This is a genomic window from Paraburkholderia acidipaludis NBRC 101816 (assembly GCF_000684975.1).
GTDB lineage: Bacteria > Pseudomonadota > Gammaproteobacteria > Burkholderiales > Burkholderiaceae > Paraburkholderia > Paraburkholderia acidipaludis.
This window is the reverse complement of sequence record NZ_BAXZ01000003.1, coordinates 310,731-331,609: the sequence shown is the minus strand read 5'-3', so window position 1 is coordinate 331,609 and position 20,879 is coordinate 310,731. Positions and strand designations below refer to the sequence as shown.

The 20,879-nt window shown below is 65.8% G+C and carries 20 protein-coding genes; 4 read left to right on the top strand and 16 right to left on the bottom strand.

Translation table 11 applies throughout. The features are described from left to right. Window positions 1-79: 79 nt before the first annotated feature. The 7 genes from BAC01S_RS04145 to BAC01S_RS04115 form a co-directional block, all read right to left on the bottom strand. The gene (locus BAC01S_RS04145) at window positions 80-865 is read right to left on the bottom strand and encodes a TrmH family RNA methyltransferase (protein ID WP_027793626.1); all 786 of its coding nucleotides are present in this window, start codon (window positions 863-865) and stop codon (window positions 80-82) included. 35 nt (window positions 866-900) lie between these two features. Next, a complete protein-coding gene (gene rnhB, locus BAC01S_RS30230) occupies window positions 901-1,689 on the bottom strand; it encodes a ribonuclease HII (protein WP_043201087.1) in 789 nt (262 codons plus the stop codon). Next, the gene (gene lpxB, locus BAC01S_RS04135) at window positions 1,686-2,855 is read right to left on the bottom strand and encodes a lipid-A-disaccharide synthase (protein WP_027793625.1); all 1,170 of its coding nucleotides are present in this window, start codon (window positions 2,853-2,855) and stop codon (window positions 1,686-1,688) included. Before lpxB ends, rnhB begins: the two co-directional genes overlap by 4 nt. Window positions 2,856-2,858: 3 nt before the next feature. Further along, window positions 2,859-3,647, bottom strand: a complete 789-nt coding sequence (gene lpxA / locus BAC01S_RS04130) for an acyl-ACP--UDP-N-acetylglucosamine O-acyltransferase (RefSeq protein ID WP_027793624.1) — start codon at window positions 3,645-3,647, stop codon at window positions 2,859-2,861. 71 nt (window positions 3,648-3,718) lie between these two features. Next, window positions 3,719-4,183 carry a 3-hydroxyacyl-ACP dehydratase FabZ gene (fabZ, locus tag BAC01S_RS04125; protein WP_027793623.1) on the bottom strand — a complete coding sequence of 155 codons (465 nt, stop codon included), beginning with the start codon at window positions 4,181-4,183 and terminating at the stop codon, window positions 3,719-3,721. A 174-nt stretch (window positions 4,184-4,357) separates the two neighbouring features. Further along, window positions 4,358-5,431: a UDP-3-O-(3-hydroxymyristoyl)glucosamine N-acyltransferase gene (lpxD, locus tag BAC01S_RS04120; RefSeq protein WP_027793622.1), complete on the bottom strand. Its 1,074-nt coding sequence runs from the start codon at window positions 5,429-5,431 to the stop codon at window positions 4,358-4,360. Window positions 5,432-5,473: 42 nt separating this feature from the next. Continuing rightward, window positions 5,474-6,040 (bottom strand): OmpH family outer membrane protein, encoded by a 567-nt coding sequence (locus BAC01S_RS04115; RefSeq protein ID WP_174442432.1) that lies wholly within the window; start codon window positions 6,038-6,040, stop codon window positions 5,474-5,476. Here BAC01S_RS04115 and BAC01S_RS35010 point away from each other — a divergent pair. After that, entirely contained in the window at window positions 5,994-6,173 is a 180-nt protein-coding gene (locus tag BAC01S_RS35010; RefSeq protein WP_169740095.1) for a hypothetical protein, read from the top strand. The genes BAC01S_RS04115 and BAC01S_RS35010 overlap by 47 nt on opposite strands. Window positions 6,174-6,335: 162 nt before the next feature. On the opposite strand, the gene rseP is transcribed toward BAC01S_RS35010, so the two are convergent. The 9 genes from rseP to BAC01S_RS04070 all read right to left on the bottom strand — a co-directional run bounded on the left by rseP (window position 6,336) and on the right by BAC01S_RS04070 (window position 14,986). Further along, window positions 6,336-7,724, bottom strand: a complete 1,389-nt coding sequence (gene rseP / locus BAC01S_RS04110; protein WP_027793620.1) for an RIP metalloprotease RseP — start codon at window positions 7,722-7,724, stop codon at window positions 6,336-6,338. Window positions 7,725-7,776: 52 nt separating this feature from the next. Next, on the bottom strand, window positions 7,777-8,958 hold the full coding sequence (locus BAC01S_RS04105; protein ID WP_027793619.1) for a 1-deoxy-D-xylulose-5-phosphate reductoisomerase: 1,182 nt from the start codon (window positions 8,956-8,958) through the stop codon (window positions 7,777-7,779). Window positions 8,959-8,968: 10 nt separating this feature from the next. Beyond that, a complete protein-coding gene (locus tag BAC01S_RS04100; RefSeq protein WP_027793618.1) occupies window positions 8,969-9,778 on the bottom strand; it encodes a phosphatidate cytidylyltransferase in 810 nt (269 codons plus the stop codon). Beyond that, window positions 9,772-10,560 carry a polyprenyl diphosphate synthase gene (gene uppS, locus BAC01S_RS04095; protein WP_027793617.1) on the bottom strand — a complete coding sequence of 263 codons (789 nt, stop codon included), beginning with the start codon at window positions 10,558-10,560 and terminating at the stop codon, window positions 9,772-9,774. Before uppS ends, BAC01S_RS04100 begins: the two co-directional genes overlap by 7 nt. 64 nt (window positions 10,561-10,624) lie before the next feature. Then, window positions 10,625-11,185, bottom strand: coding sequence for a ribosome recycling factor (frr, locus tag BAC01S_RS04090; protein WP_027793616.1), 561 nt, complete (start codon window positions 11,183-11,185; stop codon window positions 10,625-10,627). 96 nt (window positions 11,186-11,281) lie between these two features. Further along, entirely contained in the window at window positions 11,282-11,998 is a 717-nt protein-coding gene (gene pyrH, locus BAC01S_RS04085) for a UMP kinase (RefSeq protein WP_027793615.1), read from the bottom strand. A 231-nt stretch (window positions 11,999-12,229) separates the two neighbouring features. After that, on the bottom strand, window positions 12,230-13,111 hold the full coding sequence (gene tsf, locus BAC01S_RS04080; RefSeq protein ID WP_027793614.1) for a translation elongation factor Ts: 882 nt from the start codon (window positions 13,109-13,111) through the stop codon (window positions 12,230-12,232). A 211-nt stretch (window positions 13,112-13,322) separates the two neighbouring features. Beyond that, window positions 13,323-14,078: a 30S ribosomal protein S2 gene (rpsB, locus tag BAC01S_RS04075; protein WP_027793613.1), complete on the bottom strand. Its 756-nt coding sequence runs from the start codon at window positions 14,076-14,078 to the stop codon at window positions 13,323-13,325. A gap of 566 nt (window positions 14,079-14,644) precedes the next feature. After that, complete coding sequence (locus tag BAC01S_RS04070; protein WP_027793612.1) at window positions 14,645-14,986, bottom strand: hypothetical protein; 342 nt, start codon at window positions 14,984-14,986, stop codon at window positions 14,645-14,647. 369 nt (window positions 14,987-15,355) lie between these two features. On the opposite strand from BAC01S_RS04070, the gene map reads away from it, so the two are divergent. The 3 genes from map (at window position 15,356) to BAC01S_RS33460 (ending at window position 20,826) form a co-directional block, all read left to right on the top strand. After that, entirely contained in the window at window positions 15,356-16,249 is an 894-nt protein-coding gene (gene map / locus BAC01S_RS04060) for a type I methionyl aminopeptidase (RefSeq protein WP_281175874.1), read from the top strand. A 100-nt stretch (window positions 16,250-16,349) separates the two neighbouring features. Next, complete coding sequence (locus BAC01S_RS04055) at window positions 16,350-18,929, top strand: [protein-PII] uridylyltransferase (RefSeq protein ID WP_027793609.1); 2,580 nt, start codon at window positions 16,350-16,352, stop codon at window positions 18,927-18,929. A 7-nt stretch (window positions 18,930-18,936) separates the two neighbouring features. Next, window positions 18,937-20,826, top strand: coding sequence for a pseudouridine synthase (locus tag BAC01S_RS33460; protein ID WP_062859417.1), 1,890 nt, complete (start codon window positions 18,937-18,939; stop codon window positions 20,824-20,826). The last annotated feature ends 53 nt before the right edge of the window (window positions 20,827-20,879 follow it).

Sequence of the window (20,879 nt, the reverse complement as noted above, 5' to 3'; positions counted from 1 at the left end):
GAAAAGCAAAAACGCCTGCATCGAGCAGGCGTTTTTCGTTATGCGGCAGTGAATTGATCCATGCGCACTCAATGCACACTCAACGCGCGCGGCGCTGCTGGCGACACTGCTCGAACAGGCACACCGCCGCCGCCGCGGCGACGTTGAGCGATTCCATGCCGCCCGGCTGCGGGATCGTCACGCGATGCGCGGCCTTATCGCGCCAGACCTGCGACACCCCCGCGCCTTCATTGCCGAAAACCCACGCGACCTGCCCGGTCAGATCGCATTCGTCGAGCGCCTGCGCACCGTGCGAATCGGTGATGACGACCGGCACGGCGAGCAGCTCCGCCAACGTCTCCGGCTCGATGTTCTCGAACACCTCCAGCAGGAAATGCGCGCCCATCGCCGAGCGCAGCACTTTCGACGACCAGACATAAGCCGTTCCCGGCGTGCAGAACACTTTGCCGATGCCAGCGGCGGCGGCGCTACGCAGGATCGAGCCCACATTGCCCGCGTCCTGAACGCCGTCGAGTACGAGGCAGGTGGACTGCACGCGGCGCGGCAGCGCGGCTTCCGGCGTCGCGACGAGCAGCAGCATGCCCACCCCGTGCACGACGTTCGAGAGCTGGCCGAAGAGTGCGTCCGGCAGGCTCAGGACGCGCCGCTCGTCGACGCGGGCAACGATCGCCTGCGCCTCTTCGTGCGCAAGCGCCCCATCGGTAACGATGCAGTATTCGGGCTGGCCGCCGCCGTCGAGCCAGGCACTCGCGAGATGGAAGCCTTCGAGCAACGCCTGGCCGCTCTTGCGCTGTTGATGCGTCGAGCCGGCCAGCGCCTTCAGGCGCTTGTAGAGCGGATTGTCGCGCGAGGTAATGGCTTTCACGGGCAGGCCTGGCGGTGGAATCGGGGGTAAAGGCGTCAGACCGGCGCGAAGGCGTCGTCGGACTCGAACCCGTCGAGCCCATCCGTAGCGGGTATCGCGCCGGCCGCCGCGATGCCATGCAGCGCATACGCCTCGCGCACCGGCGCGAACGAGCGCCGATGATGCCGGCAGGGACCATGTTCGCGCAGCGCGCTCAGGTGCTGCGGTGTGCCGTAACCGGCGTGCGCATCGAAACCGTACACGGGAAAAGCGTCGTGCAGCGCCAGCAGCATGCGGTCGCGCGTGACCTTCGCGATGATCGATGCGGCCGAAATACTCGGCACCAGCGCGTCGCCGCCGATCACGGCCTCGCTGCGCACCGGCAGCACCGGGCAGCGGTTGCCGTCGATCTTCGCGAGGGTCGGCACCACGGTCAGGCCTTCCACGGCACGCCGCATCGCCAGCATCGTCGCATGCAGGATATTGAGCGTGTCGATCTCATCGACCGACGCCGCCGCCACGCTCCACGCGAGCGAGCGCTCGACGATCAGATCGTAGAGTGCGTCGCGTGCCTTTGCCGTGAGCGCCTTCGAATCGTCGAGGCCCGCGATGGGACGCGCCGGATCGAGGATCACGGCGGCCGCCACCACGGGTCCGGCCAGCGGGCCGCGCCCGGCCTCGTCCACGCCGCAGATCACGTCATCGGGTGATTCGAACAGCAGACCGGCCTGCTGCGCGAGCGCATGGCGCGCCGCGCGCTTCTCGGCCGCTTTCGACGGCGCCCTGGCCGCGGATCCGGCCTTCGGCCCCGGCGCTCGCCCGCGTTTGATCGACGCTCCGGTCATGCCCGCCCTCTGCGGCTTTCCACGATGCCCGCCACCACCTCCGCGGCGCGCTGCGATGTGTTCTGGCGCAGCGCCAGATGCATTTCGGTGAAGACTTCCGTCAGCGTGCGCCGGTTCGCTTCGTCGCGCAACTGCGTGAGCGTGGCGTCGGCGAGCGCCTCGGGCGTCGCGAAATGCTGCAGGATCTCGGGAACGACGAAGCGGCCGGCGAGAATGTTCGGCAACCCCACGTACGGCAGATAACCCTGGCGCCGCATGATCTGGCCCGTGAGCCAGGGCACCTTGTACGAAATGACCATCGGCTTCTTGAGCAGCGCCGCTTCGAGCGTGACCGTGCCGCTCTTCACGAGGATGGCGTCGGCGGCCGTCATCGCGAGTTGCGACTGGCCGTCGATGATCGTCAGCGCGAGCCCTTGATGCGCGTTCGCCAGCTCCTGCAACTGCGCGTGGATCGCGGGCGTGGCCGCCGGCATCACGAAGCGCAGGCCCGGCTCGCGCTGCTGCATGAGCTGCATCGCGTCGAAGAATGTCGGCCCGATCAGGTTGATCTCGGAGCGGCGGCTGCCCGGCAGCACCGCGATAACCGGCCCGCTCTCGGGCAGGCCGAGCGTGCGGCGCGCGCCCGGTACGTCGGGCTCGAGCGGAATCTCGTCGGCAAGCGGATGCCCGACATACGACGCCGCGATACCGGCCTTTTCCAGGATCGCGGTCTCGAACGGGAAGACGCAGAGCATGTGGTCCACCGACTTGTGGATCTTCTTGATGCGCCCGCCGCGCCACGCCCAGATCGAAGGGCAGACGAAATGGATCGTCGGAATGCCGGCCGTGCGCAGCGGATGCTCGAGGCCGAAGTTGAAGTCCGGCGCATCGACGCCGATGAACGCGTCGGGCGGATCCGCGAGCAGTTGATGCTTGAGCTCGCCGCGAATCCGCAGGATCTCGGGAATATGCCTCAACGCCTCGACGTAGCCACGCACCGTGAGCTTGTCCATCGGCCAATGCGCGTCGAAGCCGGCCGCCGCCATGCGTGGGCCGCCAATTCCATAGTACTGCGTAGTATCGGCCAGACGGCCCGTAAGACCGTTGAGCAGCGAGGCCGCCAGCAGATCGCCGGACGGCTCGCCGGCCACCATCGCGAGGCGCAAGGGACGGGTCGAGATCGCCATCGGTTAGCGGATGATGCCGCGTTGCGACTGCTCGACGAAGTCGATCAGCGCCTGCACGTGGACGTCACCGTCGCCGCCCGCGCTCGCCAGCTCCGCGAGCTGGCCCTTCGCCTCTTCGAGCGAGAGCCCGTTCTTGTAGAGCGTGCGGTAGGCCGCGCGCAGCGCCGAAATGGCGTCGGCCGAAAAGCCGCGGCGGCGCAAGCCCTCGACGTTGATGCCGTGCGGCACGGCCTTGTTGCCGGCCGCGATCACGAACGGCGGCACGTCCTGAACGAGCGCGGAAGCACCGCCCACCATCGCGTGCGCGCCGATGCGCACGTACTGGTGCACACCCGTCATGCCGCCGACAATCGCGTAGTCTTCCACGAACACGTGGCCCGCCAGTTGCGCGTTGCTCGACATGATCACATTGTCGCCGAGACGGCAATCGTGGCCGACATGCACGTAAGCCATGATCCAGTTATCGTTGCCGATGATCGTGACGCCGGTGTCCTGCACGGTGCCCGTATGCAGCGTCGTGAACTCGCGGATCGTGTTGCGGTCGCCGATCACGAGCCGCGTCGGCTCGTCCTTGTACTTCATGTCCTGCGGACGGCCGCCAATCGACGCGTAATGGCCGATGCGATTGTCAACGCCTATCGTCGTGTGTCCTTCGAGCACGCTGTGCGAGCCGACGACGGTGCGCGCGCCGACGCTCACATGTGCGCCGACGATCGCATACGGCCCGATCTCGGCAGTCTCGTCGATTTGCGCGCCCGGTTCGACGATCGCAGTGGGATGAATCCTGCTCATTCGCCCTCGCTTCGAATTCAGTTGCATGCGCTCGCGCCGCCTGGCGCGCCCGCACTACGCGGCGCGCGTGATTACGCGGCCGAGTCGTTCTTCTTCACGGTGCACATCAACTCTGCTTCGCAGGCAACGACACCGTCCACTTCCGCATGCGCCTTGAACTTCCAGATGCCGCGCATGTAGCGCTCGAACGTGGCGTTCAGGATCAGCTGGTCGCCCGGCTCCACCACGCGCTTGAAGCGCGCCCCGTCGATGCCGACGAAGTAGTAGAGCGTATTGGTGAAGTCCTGCTGCTCTTCCGAGAACGTGAGGAGCGCGGCGGTCTGCGCGAGCGCCTCGAGAATCATCACGCCGGGCATGACCGGGCGCGTGGGGAAATGGCCCGTGAAAAAGGGCTCGTTGACGGTCACGTTCTTCAACGCCTTGATGCTCTTGTGCGGCTCCAGCTCAAGAACCCGGTCGACCATCAGGAACGGGTAGCGATGCGGCAGCAACGTGAGGATCTTGTGGATGTCGAAGTTGAGTTTTTCGATGTTCATGGTGTTTCTGCTCACGCCGGAATAGCGCGAAGATGACTGCAAGTACCGACGCCGACGGCGCGCATTGACGCGCAGTATGCGCCACGCACACGGAATCGGGCATGCGGATCTGCCCGGGGCGCGCGGCGACCAGTGCGCGCCGACGCCCCGGAGGTGTCCTGTTGTCCCTGTTCTTTACGTGCCTTGCGGCTTTTCGTCGAGCGCGGCCTCGAGCGCCCGGATGCGGTCGCGCAGCTTGTCGATATTGCGCAGGAGCGCAGCGCTCTTGTTCCAGTCGGCATGATCGACGGCAGGGAACGCGCTCGTGTAGATGCCTGCCTTCGTCAGCGACTTCGAGACGCCCGACTTCGCCGTGACGATCACGTAGTCGGCGAGCGTCACGTGGCCGGCAATGCCCACGGCGCCGCCGATCATGCAATGCTTGCCGATCGTGGTGCTGCCCGCGATACCGGCACAACCGGCGATCACGGTGTATGCACCGATCCTGCAGTTATGTCCGATTTGTACGAGGTTATCGATCTTCACGCATGTTTCGATAACCGTGTCGGCCATCGCGCCGCGGTCGATGGTCGTATTCGCGCCAATCTCCACGTCGTCGCCGATCGCGACACCACCCACTTGCGGAATCTTCACCCAGCTACCGGTACGCGCATCGCCTTCGCCCTGGAAATCGGGGGCAAACCCGAAACCGTCGGAACCGATCACGGCGCCCGCATGCACGATCGCACGCTCGCCGATACGGCAGCCGTGATAGACGGCCACGCCCGGATACAGATGCGAGCCTGCGCCGATCCGCGTGCCGCGGCCGACGAACACGTTGGCGTCGAGCCTTACATTCTCGCCGATCACGGCGCCAGCCTCGACGGTCGCATTCGGGCCGATCACCGCGGTCGCGGCCACTTTCGCCGTGGGGTCGACACTCGCGCGGGCATGCACGCCGGGCTGAAGCTTCGGCGCGGCGAGGTCGATGAACGCCTGCGCTACGCGCGCGAAATAAGCATACGGGTTGGGTGTGACGATGAAATTGCGCGCGCCGCGTGAAACAAGCTTCGCGAGATCGTCCGGGCTGATGAGCACTGCCCCGGCACGCGTCGTCTCGACTTGCGCGAGGTATTTCGGATTGGCGAGGAACGCCAGCTGCTGCGGACCGGCCTGGTCGAGCGGCGCGAGCGAACCGACGCGCTGCGCCGGATCGCCCACCACTTCGCCGCCGAAACGCCCGGCGAGTTCCTCAAGCGTAAAAGCCATGCTTGTGCTGCTCCTGCCTTGTTTTTCTTACGTCGATTGGCGTCAGTTGGCGCTTGCGCCCGACGCCGCCAGGGCCGGGGTCGCCGCCGCGAGCGCCTTCAGCACCTGGTCGGTGATGTCGATGCGCGGGCTCACATAGACCGCTTCCTGCACGATCAGGTCGTAGTGCTGCTGTTCGGCGATCTGCTTGATCACCTTGTTCGCCTTGTCCAGCACCGCCGCGAGTTCCTCGTTGCGGCGCTGGTTCAGATCTTCGCGGAATTCGCGCTGCTTGCGCTGGAAGTCGCTATCGAGCTGCGACAGATCGCGCTGCTTCTGTGCGCGGTCGTTCGGCGACATCGACGGACCATTCTTGTCGAGCGCGTCGGACATCGCCTTCAGGCGCTGCGCCATGTCCTGCAGATCCTTGTCGCGCTTGGCGAATTCGGCTTCGAGCTTGGTCTGCGCGGCCTTCGCCGGGGCAGATTCGCGCAGGATGCGGTCGGAGTTGACCGCCGCGATTCTCGCTTCCTGTGCTTGGGCCGCGCCCGCGCCGAAAGCGAACACCGCCAGCGACAGCGCCATGGCCCCGATCACCCGTCTTGAAAACATACCCGTTAGCAAAGTCATCCTCTCGTTTCTCTGGAAACCCGTTTCTGTACAGCTCACTGCCTGCTGTCCACCGCAACTGCTGTTCAACACCCGCCGTTCAACCTCGGTTGTTCAGCTTGATTCGCGCACCTGCGCGGTTCGCCCTGCTTGATGGGGAGGTACGCGAACACGGTGCCCGGCTCGACGTATTGCAGGCCCCCGGGCGGACATGCCTGAACCGCTATTGGCGCGCCGATGGCGTACTCGCTGCGTAAGCAACTAGTCTCTCGCCGCATCGGGTCGGGCGGCTCGCCCCCGAACGCCGACAGACACTTCAAAAATGAATTAACCGAGCCAGATCGTTGAATAACGCGATCGCCGACAGCGCGACGATGCAGGCAAGCCCCGCACGCTGCAGCACGAGCTGCCAGCGGTCCGACACGGCTTTGCCCGTTACGGCTTCAACCAGATAATATAACAGATGCCCCCCATCCAATACCGGAATTGGGAGCAGATTGAGTACGCCGAGGCTAATGCTGACAAGGGCGAGGAACGACAGAAAGGCCGATGGGCCAAGGCGCGCACTCTTGCCCGCATAGTCGGCAATCGTTACCGGACCCGACAGATTCTTGAGCGATGCTTCGCCCGTGATCATGCGGCCGAACATGCGCAGCGAGTACGTCGCGATATCCCACGTGCGCCAGGCGCCCAGCTGCAGGCTCTCGATCGGCCCGTAACGCACGTCCACCGAGGGCGCCTGCACTTCAAGCGCCGCGCCGATGCGTCCCACCTCCTCACCCGTCTCGTCGTCGCGCTGGGGTTGCGGCACCACCGTGAGCGTGACCGCCTGCCCCTGACCCTGGTTCGCCTCGCCGCGCTGCACTTCGAGCCGCAACGGCTTGCCCGCGTGCGACTTCACGTACGTGATGAACGTATTCGCGCTGTCCACAGGACGGCCGTCGATGGCGCGCAGCCGGTCGCCTTTCTGGAGCCCGGCCTGCTCCGCCGCGCTGCCCGGCTCGACACCGCCGACCTGCAGCGCGCCGCCGCCCGGCTCGAGGCCGAGGCGCGACATGAAGTCGTCGTCGAGATCCGTGCCGGAAAGCCGCGAAAGATCGAGCGGGAAGTCGTACGTGCTGTTGCCGTCGCGTGCCGCCAGCACGACGCGGCCATGATCGAATGCCGCGCTGAGCAGTTTCCAGCGCAGATCCGACCAGGAACGCACGGGCTCGGTGTCGTTGCCGTTTGCGTCGCTGACCGAAACGATCTTCTCGCCGCCCTGGAAGCCGGCCTTGGCCGCGGCAGATTGCGCAGGCGGCGCGGCGACGATCGCCGTCGGCTCGCTCACGCCGGTCGCGAAAACCACCGCAAGCAGGGCAACGGCCAGTACGAAATTCGCGATGGGACCGGCGGCCACGATGGCAATGCGCTTGCCGACCGACTGCCGGTTGAAGGCGTGCGGAAGGTCGCTTGCGGCTATGCTGTCGGGCGACTCGCGCTCGTCGAGCATCTTGACATAGCCGCCGAGCGGCAACGCCGCGATCGTCCATTCGGTGCCGCTCTTCTTGCTGACCCACTGCAGGAGTGGTCTGCCGAAGCCGATCGAAAAGCGCAGAACCTTCACGCCGCACAAACGCGCGACGCTGTAATGCCCGTACTCGTGCGCGACGACCAGCACGCCGATCGCGACGATGAAAGCCACCAGTTCGGTGAGCAGGTTCATATGCGCCTCCTGCGTGGTCCAGTGCGAGTGCGGGCGCGGCCTGGCAGCGACCTCAGGCCGGCACCGGCAGGCTGTCTATGACGGCGTGCGCCGCGCGGCGCGCGGCAGCGTCGGCTGCCATCACGACCTCGAGGTTCGACGCGCCCGTGTTGTCGAGCGCGCCCAGCACCGCGTCCACCGTTTGCGCGATCGCCGTGAAACCGATGCGGCGGTTCAGGAACGCTTCCACCGCGACTTCATTCGCTGCGTTGAGCGTCGCGCTCGCGACGCCGCCTTCCGCGAGCGCCTTCATGGCGAGCGCCAGGCACGGGAAGCGCTGGTAATCGGGCTTCTCGAACGTGAGCATCGCGACCTGCGTGAGATCGAGCTGCGCAACGCCCGAGCCGACGCGATCCGGAAACGCCAATGCATGCGCGATCGGCGTGCGCATGTCGGGATTGCCCAGTTGCGCGAGCACCGAACCATCGGCATACGAAACCATCGAATGGATCACGCTTTGCGGATGGATCAGCACGTCGATGCGCTCGCCCGGTAGATCGAACAGATAGTGTGCCTCGATCACTTCGAGGCCCTTGTTCATCATCGTGGCCGAATCGACGGAGATCTTGCGCCCCATCGACCAGTTCGGATGCTTGCAGGCTTCCTCGGGCGTCACGTCGACGAGCGTAGCCGGCTCGCGCGTGCGGAACGGTCCGCCCGAGGCCGTGAGGATGATCTTCGAAACGCCGCCGTGCGGCGACGCTTCGCGCGGCAGGCACTGGAAAATGGCGTTGTGCTCGCTGTCCACAGGCAGCAGGATCGCGCCATTGTCGTGCACCGCGTTCATGAAGATGTCGCCCGACATCACGAGCGCTTCCTTGTTCGCGAGCAGGATGCGCTTGCCGGCCTGCGCCGCCGCCAGCGTGGGCGCGAGACCCGCCGCGCCGACGATCGCCGCCACCACGGTGTCGCAGCCGTCGCTCTTCGAGACCTCGGCGAGCGCCTGCGGCCCATACGCGACCGCGGTACGGCACCCGGCCTCGCGCAGCTTCTTTTCGACGCGCGCAGCCGTATCGGCGTCGCCGACCACAGCCACTTCGGGCTTAAAACGCAGGCATTGTTCGACGAGTTTGTCGCCGTTGCGGTGCGCGGTGAGCGCGTACACCGAGAAGCGTTCCGGATGACGCGCGACGACGTCGAGCGTGCTGTCTCCGATCGAGCCCGTCGACCCGAGTAATGTCAGTCTTTTTTGCATATTCAATTCTCTAGGCGAGCAGCAGCATCGCCAGCGGCAGCACCGGCAGCAGTGCGTCGATGCGGTCGAGCACTCCGCCGTGGCCCGGCAGCAGGCCGCTCGAATCCTTCACGCCGGCCTGGCGTTTCAGCATCGACTCGAACAGGTCGCCGACCACGCTGAAAGCGACCAGCACGGTAAGCATGAAGAGCGCGCGGCCCGTGCCCGCCTCGAGCGCCAGCGCGGAATACAGCGTCGGCTCGAACGCGTGCAGCGCGATCGCTGCGACCGACACCACCATCACGGCCGCCCAGCCGCCCACCGCGCCCTCCCAGGTCTTGCCCGGGCTGATGGCACTGGCGAGCTTGTGGCGCCCGAATGCCTTTCCCGCAAAGTATGCGCCGATATCGGCAAGCCAGACGACGAGCAGCAGCGAGAGCACGAAGGCAACCCCCGCCGCGCGTGCCGCCACGAGCGCATGCCAGCATGCGGCAAAGGTCACGAGGCCCGCGGCGAGCAGGAACACGCGCCAGGCGCCCGCGGCGAGCACCGGCTTGCGCAGCAGCACATATGGGCCAACGACGATCCAGAACACGCCGGCCGCCTGAAAGAGCGGGCGCGGCGCGTCGAGCCGGGTGCTTGCCGCCACGGCAAGCGCGGCGATGACCGCATAGACGATCGATCCTGCGGTGCCGGCCTTGAGCAGCCTCGCCCATTCCCAGGCGCCGAAAACGACCACGACGCCGATCAGCGCGCCGAACGCCGTCACCGGCGCGAACAGCGTGACCGGCAGAAAGACGGCCAGCAGGACGATCGCCGTGATGACACGGGTCTTTAGCATGAAAGCGAGTCGGCGTTCTGGTTCTGGGTTCGGGTTTCGAGCTGCGCGCTCGTACGGCCGAAACGGCGTTCGCGCTCGGCATACGAATCGATGGCGCGGCCGAGGGCGGTAGCGTCGAAGTCGGGCCACCAGGTATCGGTGAAATAGAATTCGGCGTAGGCGAGCTGCCACAGCAGGAAATTGCTGACGCGCTGCTCGCCGCCGGTGCGGATGAAGAGATCCGGCTCGGGCGCATAGGCCATTGCCAGGTGCTGGCCGAGCGTGTCCTCGGTCACCGGCACGGGCTCGCCGCTACGGGCGCTCTCCTCCACCAGCTTGCGCGTGGCCTGCAGAATGTCCCAGCGGCCGCCATAGTTCGCGGCGATCGTCAGGGTGAGCCGCGTGTTGCGCGCCGTCTTGGTCTCGGCGCGGCGAATCAGGTCCTGAATGCGTTCGTTGAACATCGACACATCGCCGACCACGCGCAGGCGGATGCCGTTCGCATGCAGACGCCCCACTTCGCGCTCGAGCGCGGTGACGAAAAGCCGCATCAGGAACGACACTTCGTCGGTCGGGCGGCGCCAGTTTTCGGAACTGAACGCGAACAGCGTCAGATACTCGACGCCGCGCTCGACACAAGCCTCGACGACCGAGCGCACGGCGTCGACGCCGCGCGTATGTCCCGCGACGCGCGGCAAGCGGCGCTGCGTCGCCCAACGGCCATTGCCGTCCATGATGATCGCGATATGGCGCGGCACGGCCGCCACGTCAGGCACGCGAACGGTTGAGCTGGTATAGGTCATGGCCGTCGGACTCAAACTACGATTAGGAAGGGGAAACCCTGGCGGGACTGAAGGCCTCGCGGCTTCAGACCGTCATGATTTCGGCTTCCTTGGTCTGCACGAGCTTGTCGATCTCGGCCACGAAGCGGTCGGTCAGCTTCTGGACGTCGTCGCCGCCACGGCGCTCGTCGTCTTCCGAGATTTCCTTGTCCTTCACGAGCTTCTTGAGCTGCTCGTTGGCGTCGCGGCGCAGGTTGCGCACTGCGACTTTCGCCGTCTCGCCTTCGTTCTTGACGACCTTCGTGAGCTCCTTGCGGCGCTCTTCGGTCAGCGCAGGCATCGGCACGCGGATCAGGTCGCCGTGCGTGGCCGGGTTCAGGCCCAGATCCGACTCGCGGATCGCCTTTTCGATGATCTGGACCATCTTCTTTTCCCACGGCTGGACGCCGATGGTGCGCGCGTCGACGAGCGTCAGGTTGGCGACCTGCGAGATGGGCACGGGCGAGCCGTAGTAATCGACCTGGATGTGATCGAGCAGACCGGTGTGCGCCCGGCCCGTGCGGATCTTCGCCAGATCGCTCTTGAACGCTTCGATCGAGCGCTGCATCTTCTGCTCGGCGCCCTTCTTGATGTCAGCCACAGCCATTTTGAAACCTCCGAACCTTGAACGGTACGAGCCGCCTCGCCCTCCGGGACACCCCGGGGCCGCGGCCCGCAATCGAGCCTCTCGTAAGCCGAGAGTTTACACGTGGACGAGCGTACCCTCGTCTTCGCCCTGAACGATGCGCTTGAGCGCGCCCGGCTTGTTGATCGAAAACACGCGGATCGGCAGCTTCTGGTCGCGGCACAGCGCGAATGCCGTCGCGTCCATCACCTGCAGATTGCGGCCAATTGCCTCGTCGAAGCTGATCGTCGAGTAGCGCGTGGCCGTCGGGTCCTTCTTCGGGTCCGCCGAGTAGACGCCATCCACCTTGGTCGCCTTCAGCACGACTTCCGCGCCCACTTCCGAGCCGCGCAGCGCGGCGGCCGTATCGGTCGTGAAGAACGGATTGCCCGTGCCGGCCGCGAAGATCACGACCCTGCCCTCTTCGAGCTGGCGGATCGCGCGGGGGCGGATATACGGCTCGACCACCTGGTCCATGCGCAGCGCGGACTGCACGCGCGCTTCGATGCCCGCGTGACGCATGGCGTCCTGCAGGGCCAGCGCGTTCATCATCGTGGCGAGCATACCCATGTAGTCGGCGGTCGCGCGGTCCATGCCGGCCGCGCCGCCCGCGACGCCGCGGAAGATATTGCCGCCGCCGATCACCACCGCGAGCTGCGTGCCGAGCCGCACCACCTCGGCCACATCCGCCACCATTCGTTCGATCGTGGCGCGATTGATGCCGAAGGCATCGTCGCCCATCAGGGCTTCACCGGAGAGTTTGAGCAGGACACGTTTATAGGCGGGTGTGGGCATGGGGTATCCAGATCGCGCGGAAAGGCAATAACTTGAAACTGTAGGGGTGAAATACGGCTTCGGGCAAGCGCCACCGGAAATGGCGGCGACAGAGCGCCACTTCGCGCGGCGTGGGCTGGCTCGCGCTCAGGCGTCGCTGCGCTGCCCGCCGCGGCGGAAAAGCTCCGCCGCGGCTACTGCAATGCTGCTGATACTACGGTGCTGCTGTCCTTACTGTGCTGCGCGCGGACCTTATTGCTGCTTTGCAGCAGCGACTTGCGCGGCCACTTCGGCGGCGAAGTCGTCCTGGCGCTTCTCGATGCCTTCGCCGACCACGAACAGGGTGAACTTCTGGACCGACGAACCGGCGGCCTTCAGCATCTGCTCGATCGTCTGCTTGTCGTTCTTCACGAACGGCTGGTTCAGCAGCGAGACTTCCTTCAGGTACTTCTGGACCGAGCCTTCGACCATCTTCGCGACGATCTCGGCCGGCTTGCCCGATTCGGCGGCCTTTTGCTCGGCGATGCTGCGCTCCTTGGCGATCAGCTCGGCCGGCACATCGTCCGACGACAGCGAGACCGGCTTCATGGCGGCGATGTGCATTGCCACGTCCTTGCCGACCTGCTCTTCGGCGCCCGTGTACTCGACCAGCACGCCGATGCGCGTGCCGTGCAGGTACGCAGCCAGCTTGTTCGAGGTTTCGAAACGCGAGAAGCGGCGGATCGAAAGGTTTTCGCCGATCTTGCCGACGAGCGCGAGGCGCACGGCGTCGACGGTCGAACCGTCCAGCGGCAGCGCCGACAGGGCAGCGACGTCAGCCGGATTCTGCGTGGCGATCAGTTCGGCGACCGTCTTCGCGAAAGCGAGGAAGTCGTCGTTCTTCGCGACGAAGTCGGTTTCGCAGTTCAGCTCGACCACGGCGCCCGCATTGCCGGCGATGAACGAAGCGATGACGCCTTCGGCCGTGACGCGCGATGCCGCCTTGCTCGCCTTGTTGCCGAGCTTCACGCGCAGCAGCTCTTCGGCGCGCGCCATGTCGCCGTCGGCTTCCGTCAGCGCCTTCTTGCATTCCATCATCGGCGCGTCGGTCTTCGCGCGCAGTTCTGCCACCATGCTTGCGGTAATTGCCGCCATCATTCGCTCCTTGAGTCTGTCTGGTACACGCCGACCGCCTTTCGATGCGGCCAGCAGGAATTCGTTTCCGCGAGACATGCTTTTTTACAGTCTCGCCGTGCTGCCCGTATGACGCGAACGTCACGAATCGTACGGCGCAGCAGCGAAAGCCACGGCTTAAAAAAAAGGGGCCTATGGAAAGCCCCCTTTTGTTGCCGCGACACGGGGCAGCTTACGCCTCCGAATTGACCTCGACGAACTCGTCGTCGCCGTCGTTGCCGCGAGCGGCCACCACAACCTCGTTCACCGCGTTCGCACGGCCTTCGAGGATCGCGTCGGCCACGCCTTGCGTGTACAGCGCGACAGCCTTGCTGGCGTCGTCGTTACCCGGGATGACGTAGTCGATGCCTTCCGGCGAGTGGTTCGTGTCGACCACGGCGATGACGGGGATGCCCAGCTTGTTGGCTTCCGTCACGGCAATCTTGTGGTAGCCGACGTCGACCACGAAGATCGCGTCCGGAATGCCGCCCATGTCCTTCACGCCGCCGATCGACTTTTGCAGCTTGGCGATTTCGCGTTCGAACAGGAGCGCTTCCTTCTTGCTCATCTTTTCGAGTTCGCCCGCTTCAACAGCCGCTTCCATGTCCTTCAGGCGCTTGATCGAAACCTTCAGCGTCTTGAAGTTGGTCAGCATGCCGCCGAGCCAGCGCGCGTTCACGAACGGCATGCCGGCGCGGTTTGCTTCCTCGGAGATCGTGTCGCGCGATTGACGCTTCGTGCCGACGAACAGGATCGTGCCACGGTTCGCTGCCAGCTGACGCACGTACTTCAGCGCGTCGTTGTACATCGGCAGCGTCTTTTCGAGGTTGATGATGTGAATCTTGTTGCGATGACCGAAGATGAAGGGGGCCATCTTGGGGTTCCAGAAGCGCGTTTGGTGACCGAAGTGGACACCGGCTTCCAGCATTTGACGCATAGTGACTGCCATGTAATTCTCCATGAGGGTTGGGGTCTGAAGCCGGCTGCCGTATCGATTGCGCCCTCTTTAGCCCTTCCATGTTTTCCGGGAAAGGATCTGGCGCGAACGACACCCTGGATGCACCGGCTCGCGGATTTGCTGCTTACCTACTGCTGCTTACCTACGTTTGCTGCCTGATTTGCTACCTTTCTTGCCGGCGTTTTGCCGGCACCACGCCCGCGACAGCAAGCGGACTGAGCCAACGCCCGATTCCTCCAGCTTTTGAAAGAATACAGGGATCGACTTAGCCGATGAGTATAGCATGTGGACGGCAGCTTGCTCAAGCCAGCTATTACCCTCGGGAATGGTTGCCGCAGGGGCCGAGGAGGACCGGCAGCGGAGACCGGCGGGATTGACGGGGCCGACGGCGCTTCACCCGCCTGATTGCATGCGGAGCAAGGCGCGGCACAAACCGGGCGTCAGTATCTGAATGTGCCCGATGGCGGCCTGACTGAGGACAGACGCGAAGATTTAGGTTCGGCGGCAGCACTCAAAGCTGCCGCGTAATGCCCGGCCCGCTCCGTTCGTTATCTTATTTATCGGGCAATACTGCGATATCTCGTCACTTCTTGCGACGCCGCATTCCAGTCTAGCGCGTTAATGGCAGAGACCAGGGACTTGTAAAATTGCACGTTGGCCGTATCCTGGCTCCCTTCGTCCTTGTTGATGTTGGTCGCCGAACCCGTCTTGTCGCTGATGATGTTCGACCTCGAATCCTGCAAATGCACGGCCGCCCAACCGATATTCACGCCGCCCAAAACAGTCGCAGCGCCGTCGACCGAAATAGCAAGATGATTTTTTTGCAAGATGGAGCACTGCTCATCCGAAACCGGGAAGCCACCATTTTCCGCAACAATGCTGCGAAGTCTGTCCGACATCACGTTATCGACAGTACAGGCGTGTGCCCGCAGGAAAGAATCCAACGGCGAGAGAAATAACCAGCTTTTTAAACATACGCTACCTGTCGCTTAAGGACGATCCATAACGTCCGCGAGATACGAAGCGGACTTGCTCCGTCACCATTAACGATCGTAAGGTAGATTACTTGAGGGTCGAGCAAACGAAGATCCAATAGCGCATCGAGCGCATCGCGTCCCCGCCCATGCACCCGTTCGGCCTGCAAGTCCCCTGCCCGCACGCCTTCCGCGTGCAACGTATCTCTTTGAAGCTGGCCATGATCAGAGCCCCTTGGTAGTAAAATGATCGTTTGAATTCGGCTTTCCGGAAGCACATCGTCAGTTGGAAGAATGCGGGAATTTCCGCATCACCAACCTCTCAATCGCCCGGAAAGCCCCGCCAGACAAGGGGCGAGGACAGATATGGCCATTTCGATCAAGAACGAAGACGACGTCGCGCAAATGCGCGTCGCCTGCCGGCTGGCGAGCGAGGTGCTCGACTACATCACGCCGTTTGTCGCCGCCGGCGTCACCACCGGCGAGCTCGACCGCCTGTGCCACGAATACATGACCAACGTGCAGGGCACGGTCCCCGCACCGCTGAACTACCAGCCGCCCGGCTACCCGCCGTACCCGAAAGCCACCTGCATCTCCGTCAACGACGTGATCTGCCACGGCATTCCCGGCGAGAAGACGCTCAAGAACGGCGACGCGCTCAATATCGACATCACCGTCATCAAGAACGGCTATTTCGGCGACACGAGCCGCATGTTCGTCGTCGGCGAAGGCTCGATTCTCGTGAAGCGTCTCGTCCAGACCACCTACGAGTGCATGTGGCTCGGCATCGACCAGGTGCGCCCGGGCGCTCATCTAGGCGACATCGGCCACGCGATCCAGCGCTATGCCGAAGCGCAGGGCTACAGCGTCGTGCGCGAATACTGCGGCCACGGCATCGGCACCGTGTTCCACGAAGACCCGCAGGTGCTGCACTACGGACGCCCCGGCACGGGCATCGAACTCGTGCCCGGCATGATCTTCACGGTCGAGCCGATGATCAACGCCGGCCGCCGCGAGATCCGCACGATGCCGGACCAGTGGACCGTCAAGACCAAGGACCGCAGCCTTTCGGCGCAGTGGGAGCATACGGTGCTCGTCACCGAAACCGGCTACGACGTGCTGACCGTCTCCGCAGGCACGCCGGCCAGGCCCGCCATCGTCGCTCAGGCAGCAGGCACGGCGGCTTGACCGCGGCGCGCGCAGCAGGCGCCCCACAGATCCGCCAGATCCGGCCCGGACGCCGCCCCGGCCGGCCAGTTTCCAACCCGCGCACGGATAACCCGAGCCCATGAGCGTGACCGCCGTTGCCGTTCCCGACACGTCGTCGCTGAAGTCCGACTACAAGGCCGCCAAAGTCCAGCTGCTCGAGCGCTTTCGCAGCGCAGCCAACGTCGACACGCTGATGCGCGCACTGGCCCGCATCACCGACGACACGCTGCGCCGCGCCTGGCACGCCTGCGAGCTGCCGGCCTCGCTCGCGCTCGTCGCCGTGGGCGGCTTCGGCCGCGGCGAGCTGGCGCCGTACTCCGACGTCGATATCCTCGTGCTGCTGCCCGACGACGAGCCGCTCGCGCCGCTCGAAGCGCGCATCGAGCGCTTCATCGGGCTCGCCTGGGATCTCGGGCTCGAGATCGGCAGCAGCGTGCGCAGCGTGTCGCAGTGCCTCGAAGAATCGGCGAACGACGTCACCGTGCGCACGTCGCTGCTCGAAGCGCGCCGCATCACCGGCGGCACGACACTCTTCGGCGACTTCACGCAGCGCTATCGCGACGCCATGGACCCGCGCGCCTTCTTCCAGGCGAAGGTGCTGGAAATGCGCCAGCGCCACGCGAAGTTTCAGGACACGCCCTATTCGCTCGAGCCGAACGTGAAGGAAAGCCCGGGCGGCCTGCGCGACCTGCAACTGATCCTCTGGATCACCGAAGCGGCCGCGTTCGGCAGCAGCTGGAAAGAGCTCGAGCAGCGCGGGCTGATCACAGGCCGCGAAGCCCGCGAGCTGCGCCGCAACGAGGCATTCCTCAAGGCGCTGCGCGCGCGCCTGCATGTGATCGCGGGACGGCGCCAGGACATACTCGTGTTCGATCTGCAGACGGCGGTGGCCGAGAGCTTCGGCTACGCGGCGAACGCCGCGCGCCGGGCGAGCGAGCAGCTCATGCGCCGCTACTACTGGGCAGCGAAGGCAGTTACGCAGCTCGCGACGATCCTGATCCAGAACATCGAGGCGCAACTGTTCCCAAGCACGAGCGGCGTCACGCGCGTGCTCTCGGATCACTTCGTAGAAAAACAGGGCATGATCGAAATCGCGAGCGACGACGTGTTCGAGCGCGAACCGCACGCGATCATGGAGGCCTTCCTGCTCTACGAGCAGGTCCAGGGCGTGAAGGGCCTCTCGGCACGCACGCTGCGCGCGCTCTACAACGTGCGCGAAAAGATGGATCTGCACTGGCGGCGCGATCCCGAAAACCGGCGTCTCTTCATGGAGATCCTGAAGCAGCCGGCCGGCATCACGCACGCACTGCGCCTCATGAACCAGACCAGCGTGCTCGGGCGCTATCTGCTGAATTTCCGGCGCATTGTCGGGCAGATGCAGCACGACCTCTATCACGTCTACACGGTCGACCAGCACATCCTGATGGTGCTGCGCAACCTGCGCCGCTTTGCCGTGGCCGAGCACGCGCACGAATACCCGTTCTGCAGCCAGCTGATCGCCAACTTCGAGCGCCCGTGGGTGCTCTACGTCGCGGCGCTGTTTCACGACATCGCCAAGGGGCGCGGCGGCGATCACTCGGAACTCGGCATGGCCGACGCGCGGCGCTTTTGCCGCGAGCATGGCATTGAAGGCGACGATGCCGCGCTGGTCGTCTGGCTCGTCCAGCACCACCTGACGATGAGCCAGGTCGCGCAAAAACAGGACACGAGCGACCCCGAAGTCATCAAGCGCTTTGCCGACCTCGTCGGCACCGAGCGGCGTCTGACCGCGCTGTACCTGCTGACGGTCGCCGATATCCGCGGCACGAGCCCGAAGGTGTGGAACAACTGGAAGGGCAAGCTGCTGGAGGACCTCTATCGCTCGACGCTGGCCGTACTCGGCGGCGCGCGGCCCGACACGCATTCCGAGCTGAAAACGCGCCAGGAACAGGCGCTCGCGCTGTTGCGCCTCGAAACGGTGCCCGAGCACGTGCACGACCCGCTCTGGGAACAGCTCGATGTCGGCTACTTCCTGCGCCACGACGCCGCCGACATCGCCTGGCAGACGCGCGTGCTCTACCGGCACGTGCAGACCCCGACGCCCGTCGTGCGCGCGCGTCCCTCGCCGATCGGCGAAGCGCTGCAGGTGCTGGTCTACGCGAAAGACCGTCCCGACCTTTTCGCGACGATGTGCGCCTACTTCGACCGCAGCGGCCTTTCGGTGCTCGACGCGCGCGTGAGCACGACGCGCCACGGCTACGCGCTCGACAACTTCATCGTCGCCCACACGGAGGGCGACGTGCATTACCGGGACATCGCGAACCTCGTCGAACAGGAGCTCGCGGCGCGCCTCACCGCCACAGACAGCCCGTTGCCCGAGCCGGCAAAGGGCCGTCTGTCGCGCCTTTCGCGCACCTTCCCGGTAACGCCGCGCGTCGACCTGCGGGCCGACGAGCGCGGCCAGTACTACATCCTGTCCGTGTCGGCGAACGACCGGCCAGGCCTTCTTTATTCCATCGCGCGCGTGCTGGCCGAGCACCGGGTCGGCGTCCACGCGGCGCGGATCAATACGCTTGGCGAGCGCGTCGAGGACGTATTCCTGCTCGACGGCACCGGTTTGTCCGATAACCGGCTGCAGATCCGCGTCGAGACCGAATTGCTGCGCGCGATAGCAGTGTGAAATAACCATGTCTACCCGAGCCAAACTCACAGCCAAGCATCCGCGAGCGGCCACGCCCGAGCGCGCCCCTGTCCGACGCGGCAGCACCACTGCGCGCAAGCCCGTCAAGCCTGCCGGACCTCCCGCGGCAGCGAAGACGGCGAAAGCGGCCAAGCCCGCCGGCGCGCAAGGCGCGGCGCGCTCGCCGCGCAGCAGCACGAACACGCAGGCGGCGGCACCGCGGGAACGCGACGCGGCAAGCCGGCCGCCGCGGGCCGCCCAGGGCGAGCGTCAGGGGCGATCGTCTGCGCCGGCCTACGGAGAGCGCCGTGGCGGCGTGTCCAGCGGCAAGCCGGCGGGCGCCCGGGCGCCGCGCGCCGACATGGACCGCCAGACCGGCGAGCGCCGGCGGCCCGCTCCGGCACGCGATGGCGACGCGCCGCGGCAGACGCGCGCCTGGCCACGTGATGACGACCGGCCTGTCCGCGCGCGCCGCGAAGGTTACGACGACGAGCGACGTCCGGCTCGTACTCGCAGCGCAGGGGCCGAAGGCGAGCAACGCCCGCGCTCGCGCAGCGAGAGCGGCCGCGCGGAGGGGCGCCCGGTACGCCCACGTAGCGAAGGCTATGGGGACGAGCGCCGGCCTCCGCGCCCGCGCAGCGAAAGCTACGGGGATGAGCGCCGCGCGCCGCGCAGCCGCCCACCAGGCCAGGACGACGAACGCCGTCCCGCACGGCCCCGCGCGGAGGGCTATGGCGAAGAACGCCGCCCGGCGCGCCCGCGTGGTGAAGGCACTGATGACCGCAAGCGCTCGTTCGGCGACCGCAAGCCAGCCGGTGCGGCCCCGCGCCGCGAATTCGGCAACGCCGAGAGCCGCCGTCCGCGCGACGACCGTGGCCCGACGCAAGGCCCGCGCCGGGCCCTGGAAGAGCGCAGCTACGCTCGGCCGGCGAAAGCATCCCACGACGAGCGCAACGCCGCTCCAACCCGGCGCCGGACCTCGGCCGATCGCGCTGAAGAAGCGCCGCGCCCGCGCCGTAGCGCTGGAGAAGCACCGGTGCGCAAGATCGCGACGCGCGTCAAGCAGGATACCCGGGCGCACGATTCTGCCACCGCGGAGCCGGCGCCGCGCCGCGCCGCCCACGAGGGCGAAGACGCCGCCGGCTCGCTGCGCCTCTCGAAGCGCATGTCGGAGCTGGGCCTGTGCTCGCGCCGCGAGGCCGACGAGTGGATCGAGAAGGGCTGGGTGTTCGTCGACGGCGAGCGCATCGATACGCTTGGTTCGAAAGTCACCCCCGACCAGCGCATCGAGATCGACCCGGCCGCGCGCGCCGCACAGGCCCGGCAAGTGACGATCCTGCTGCACAAGCCCGTGGGCTACGTATCGGGCCAGGCCGAGGACGGCTATGCGCCTGCCGCCACGCTCGTCACGGCGGAAAATCAGTGGGAAGGCGACCGCTCGGGCATGCGCTTCTCGCCGCTGCACCTGCGCACGCTCGCGCCGGCAGGCCGCCTCGACATCGATTCGACTGGCCTTCTCGTGCTGACCCAGGACGGCCGTGTGGCGAAGCAGTTGATCGGCGAGCAATCGGACGTCGACAAGGAATACCTCGTGCGCGTGACGTACGACGATCACGAGACCGACATCGACCAGCACTTCCCCGCCGAACTGCTCGCGAAGCTGCGTCATGGCCTGTCGCTGGACGAGGTGCCGCTCAAGCCCGCGATGGTGAGCTGGCAGAACGGCGAGCAACTGCGTTTCGTGTTGCGCGAGGGCAAAAAGCGGCAGATCCGCCGCATGTGCGAGCTGGTCGGCCTGAAGGTGGTGGGTCTGAAGCGCGTGCGCATGGGCCGCGTGCTGCTGGGGGCGCTCCCGCAGGGTCAATGGCGCTATCTGACGCCCGACGAGACGTTCTGATCGCAGTTCCGCTCACGCACGGCGGTGCGCTCGCGCCACCGCGTCGCACCAAC

Excerpts from the sequence above, each read along its gene's own strand:
- frr (WP_027793616.1), bottom strand. The coding sequence starts at position 11,185 with ATGGCTGTGGCTGACATCAAGAAGGGCGCCGAGCAGAAGATGCAGCGC.
- fabZ (WP_027793623.1), bottom strand. The coding sequence starts at position 4,183 with ATGAACATCGAAAAACTCAACTTCGACATCCACAAGATCCTCACGTTG.
- lpxB (WP_027793625.1), bottom strand. The coding sequence starts at position 2,855 with ATGGCGATCTCGACCCGTCCCTTGCGCCTCGCGATGGTGGCCGGCGAG.
- BAC01S_RS33460 (WP_062859417.1), top strand. The coding sequence starts at position 18,937 with ATGTCTACCCGAGCCAAACTCACAGCCAAGCATCCGCGAGCGGCCACG.
- BAC01S_RS04115 (WP_174442432.1), bottom strand. The coding sequence starts at position 6,040 with ATGACTTTGCTAACGGGTATGTTTTCAAGACGGGTGATCGGGGCCATG.
- lpxA (WP_027793624.1), bottom strand. The coding sequence starts at position 3,647 with ATGAGCAGGATTCATCCCACTGCGATCGTCGAACCGGGCGCGCAAATC.
- BAC01S_RS04105 (WP_027793619.1), bottom strand. The coding sequence starts at position 8,958 with ATGCAAAAAAGACTGACATTACTCGGGTCGACGGGCTCGATCGGAGAC.
- rnhB (WP_043201087.1), bottom strand. The coding sequence starts at position 1,689 with ATGACCGGAGCGTCGATCAAACGCGGGCGAGCGCCGGGGCCGAAGGCC.
- rpsB (WP_027793613.1), bottom strand. The coding sequence starts at position 14,078 with ATGGCAGTCACTATGCGTCAAATGCTGGAAGCCGGTGTCCACTTCGGT.
- BAC01S_RS04100 (WP_027793618.1), bottom strand. The coding sequence starts at position 9,778 with ATGCTAAAGACCCGTGTCATCACGGCGATCGTCCTGCTGGCCGTCTTT.
- map (WP_281175874.1), top strand. The coding sequence starts at position 15,356 with ATGCGGGAATTTCCGCATCACCAACCTCTCAATCGCCCGGAAAGCCCC.
- BAC01S_RS35010 (WP_169740095.1), top strand. The coding sequence starts at position 5,994 with ATGGCCCCGATCACCCGTCTTGAAAACATACCCGTTAGCAAAGTCATC.
- lpxD (WP_027793622.1), bottom strand. The coding sequence starts at position 5,431 with ATGGCTTTTACGCTTGAGGAACTCGCCGGGCGTTTCGGCGGCGAAGTG.
- uppS (WP_027793617.1), bottom strand. The coding sequence starts at position 10,560 with ATGACCTATACCAGCTCAACCGTTCGCGTGCCTGACGTGGCGGCCGTG.
- BAC01S_RS04070 (WP_027793612.1), bottom strand. The coding sequence starts at position 14,986 with ATGTCGGACAGACTTCGCAGCATTGTTGCGGAAAATGGTGGCTTCCCG.
- tsf (WP_027793614.1), bottom strand. The coding sequence starts at position 13,111 with ATGGCGGCAATTACCGCAAGCATGGTGGCAGAACTGCGCGCGAAGACC.
- pyrH (WP_027793615.1), bottom strand. The coding sequence starts at position 11,998 with ATGCCCACACCCGCCTATAAACGTGTCCTGCTCAAACTCTCCGGTGAA.
- rseP (WP_027793620.1), bottom strand. The coding sequence starts at position 7,724 with ATGAACCTGCTCACCGAACTGGTGGCTTTCATCGTCGCGATCGGCGTG.
- BAC01S_RS04055 (WP_027793609.1), top strand. The coding sequence starts at position 16,350 with ATGAGCGTGACCGCCGTTGCCGTTCCCGACACGTCGTCGCTGAAGTCC.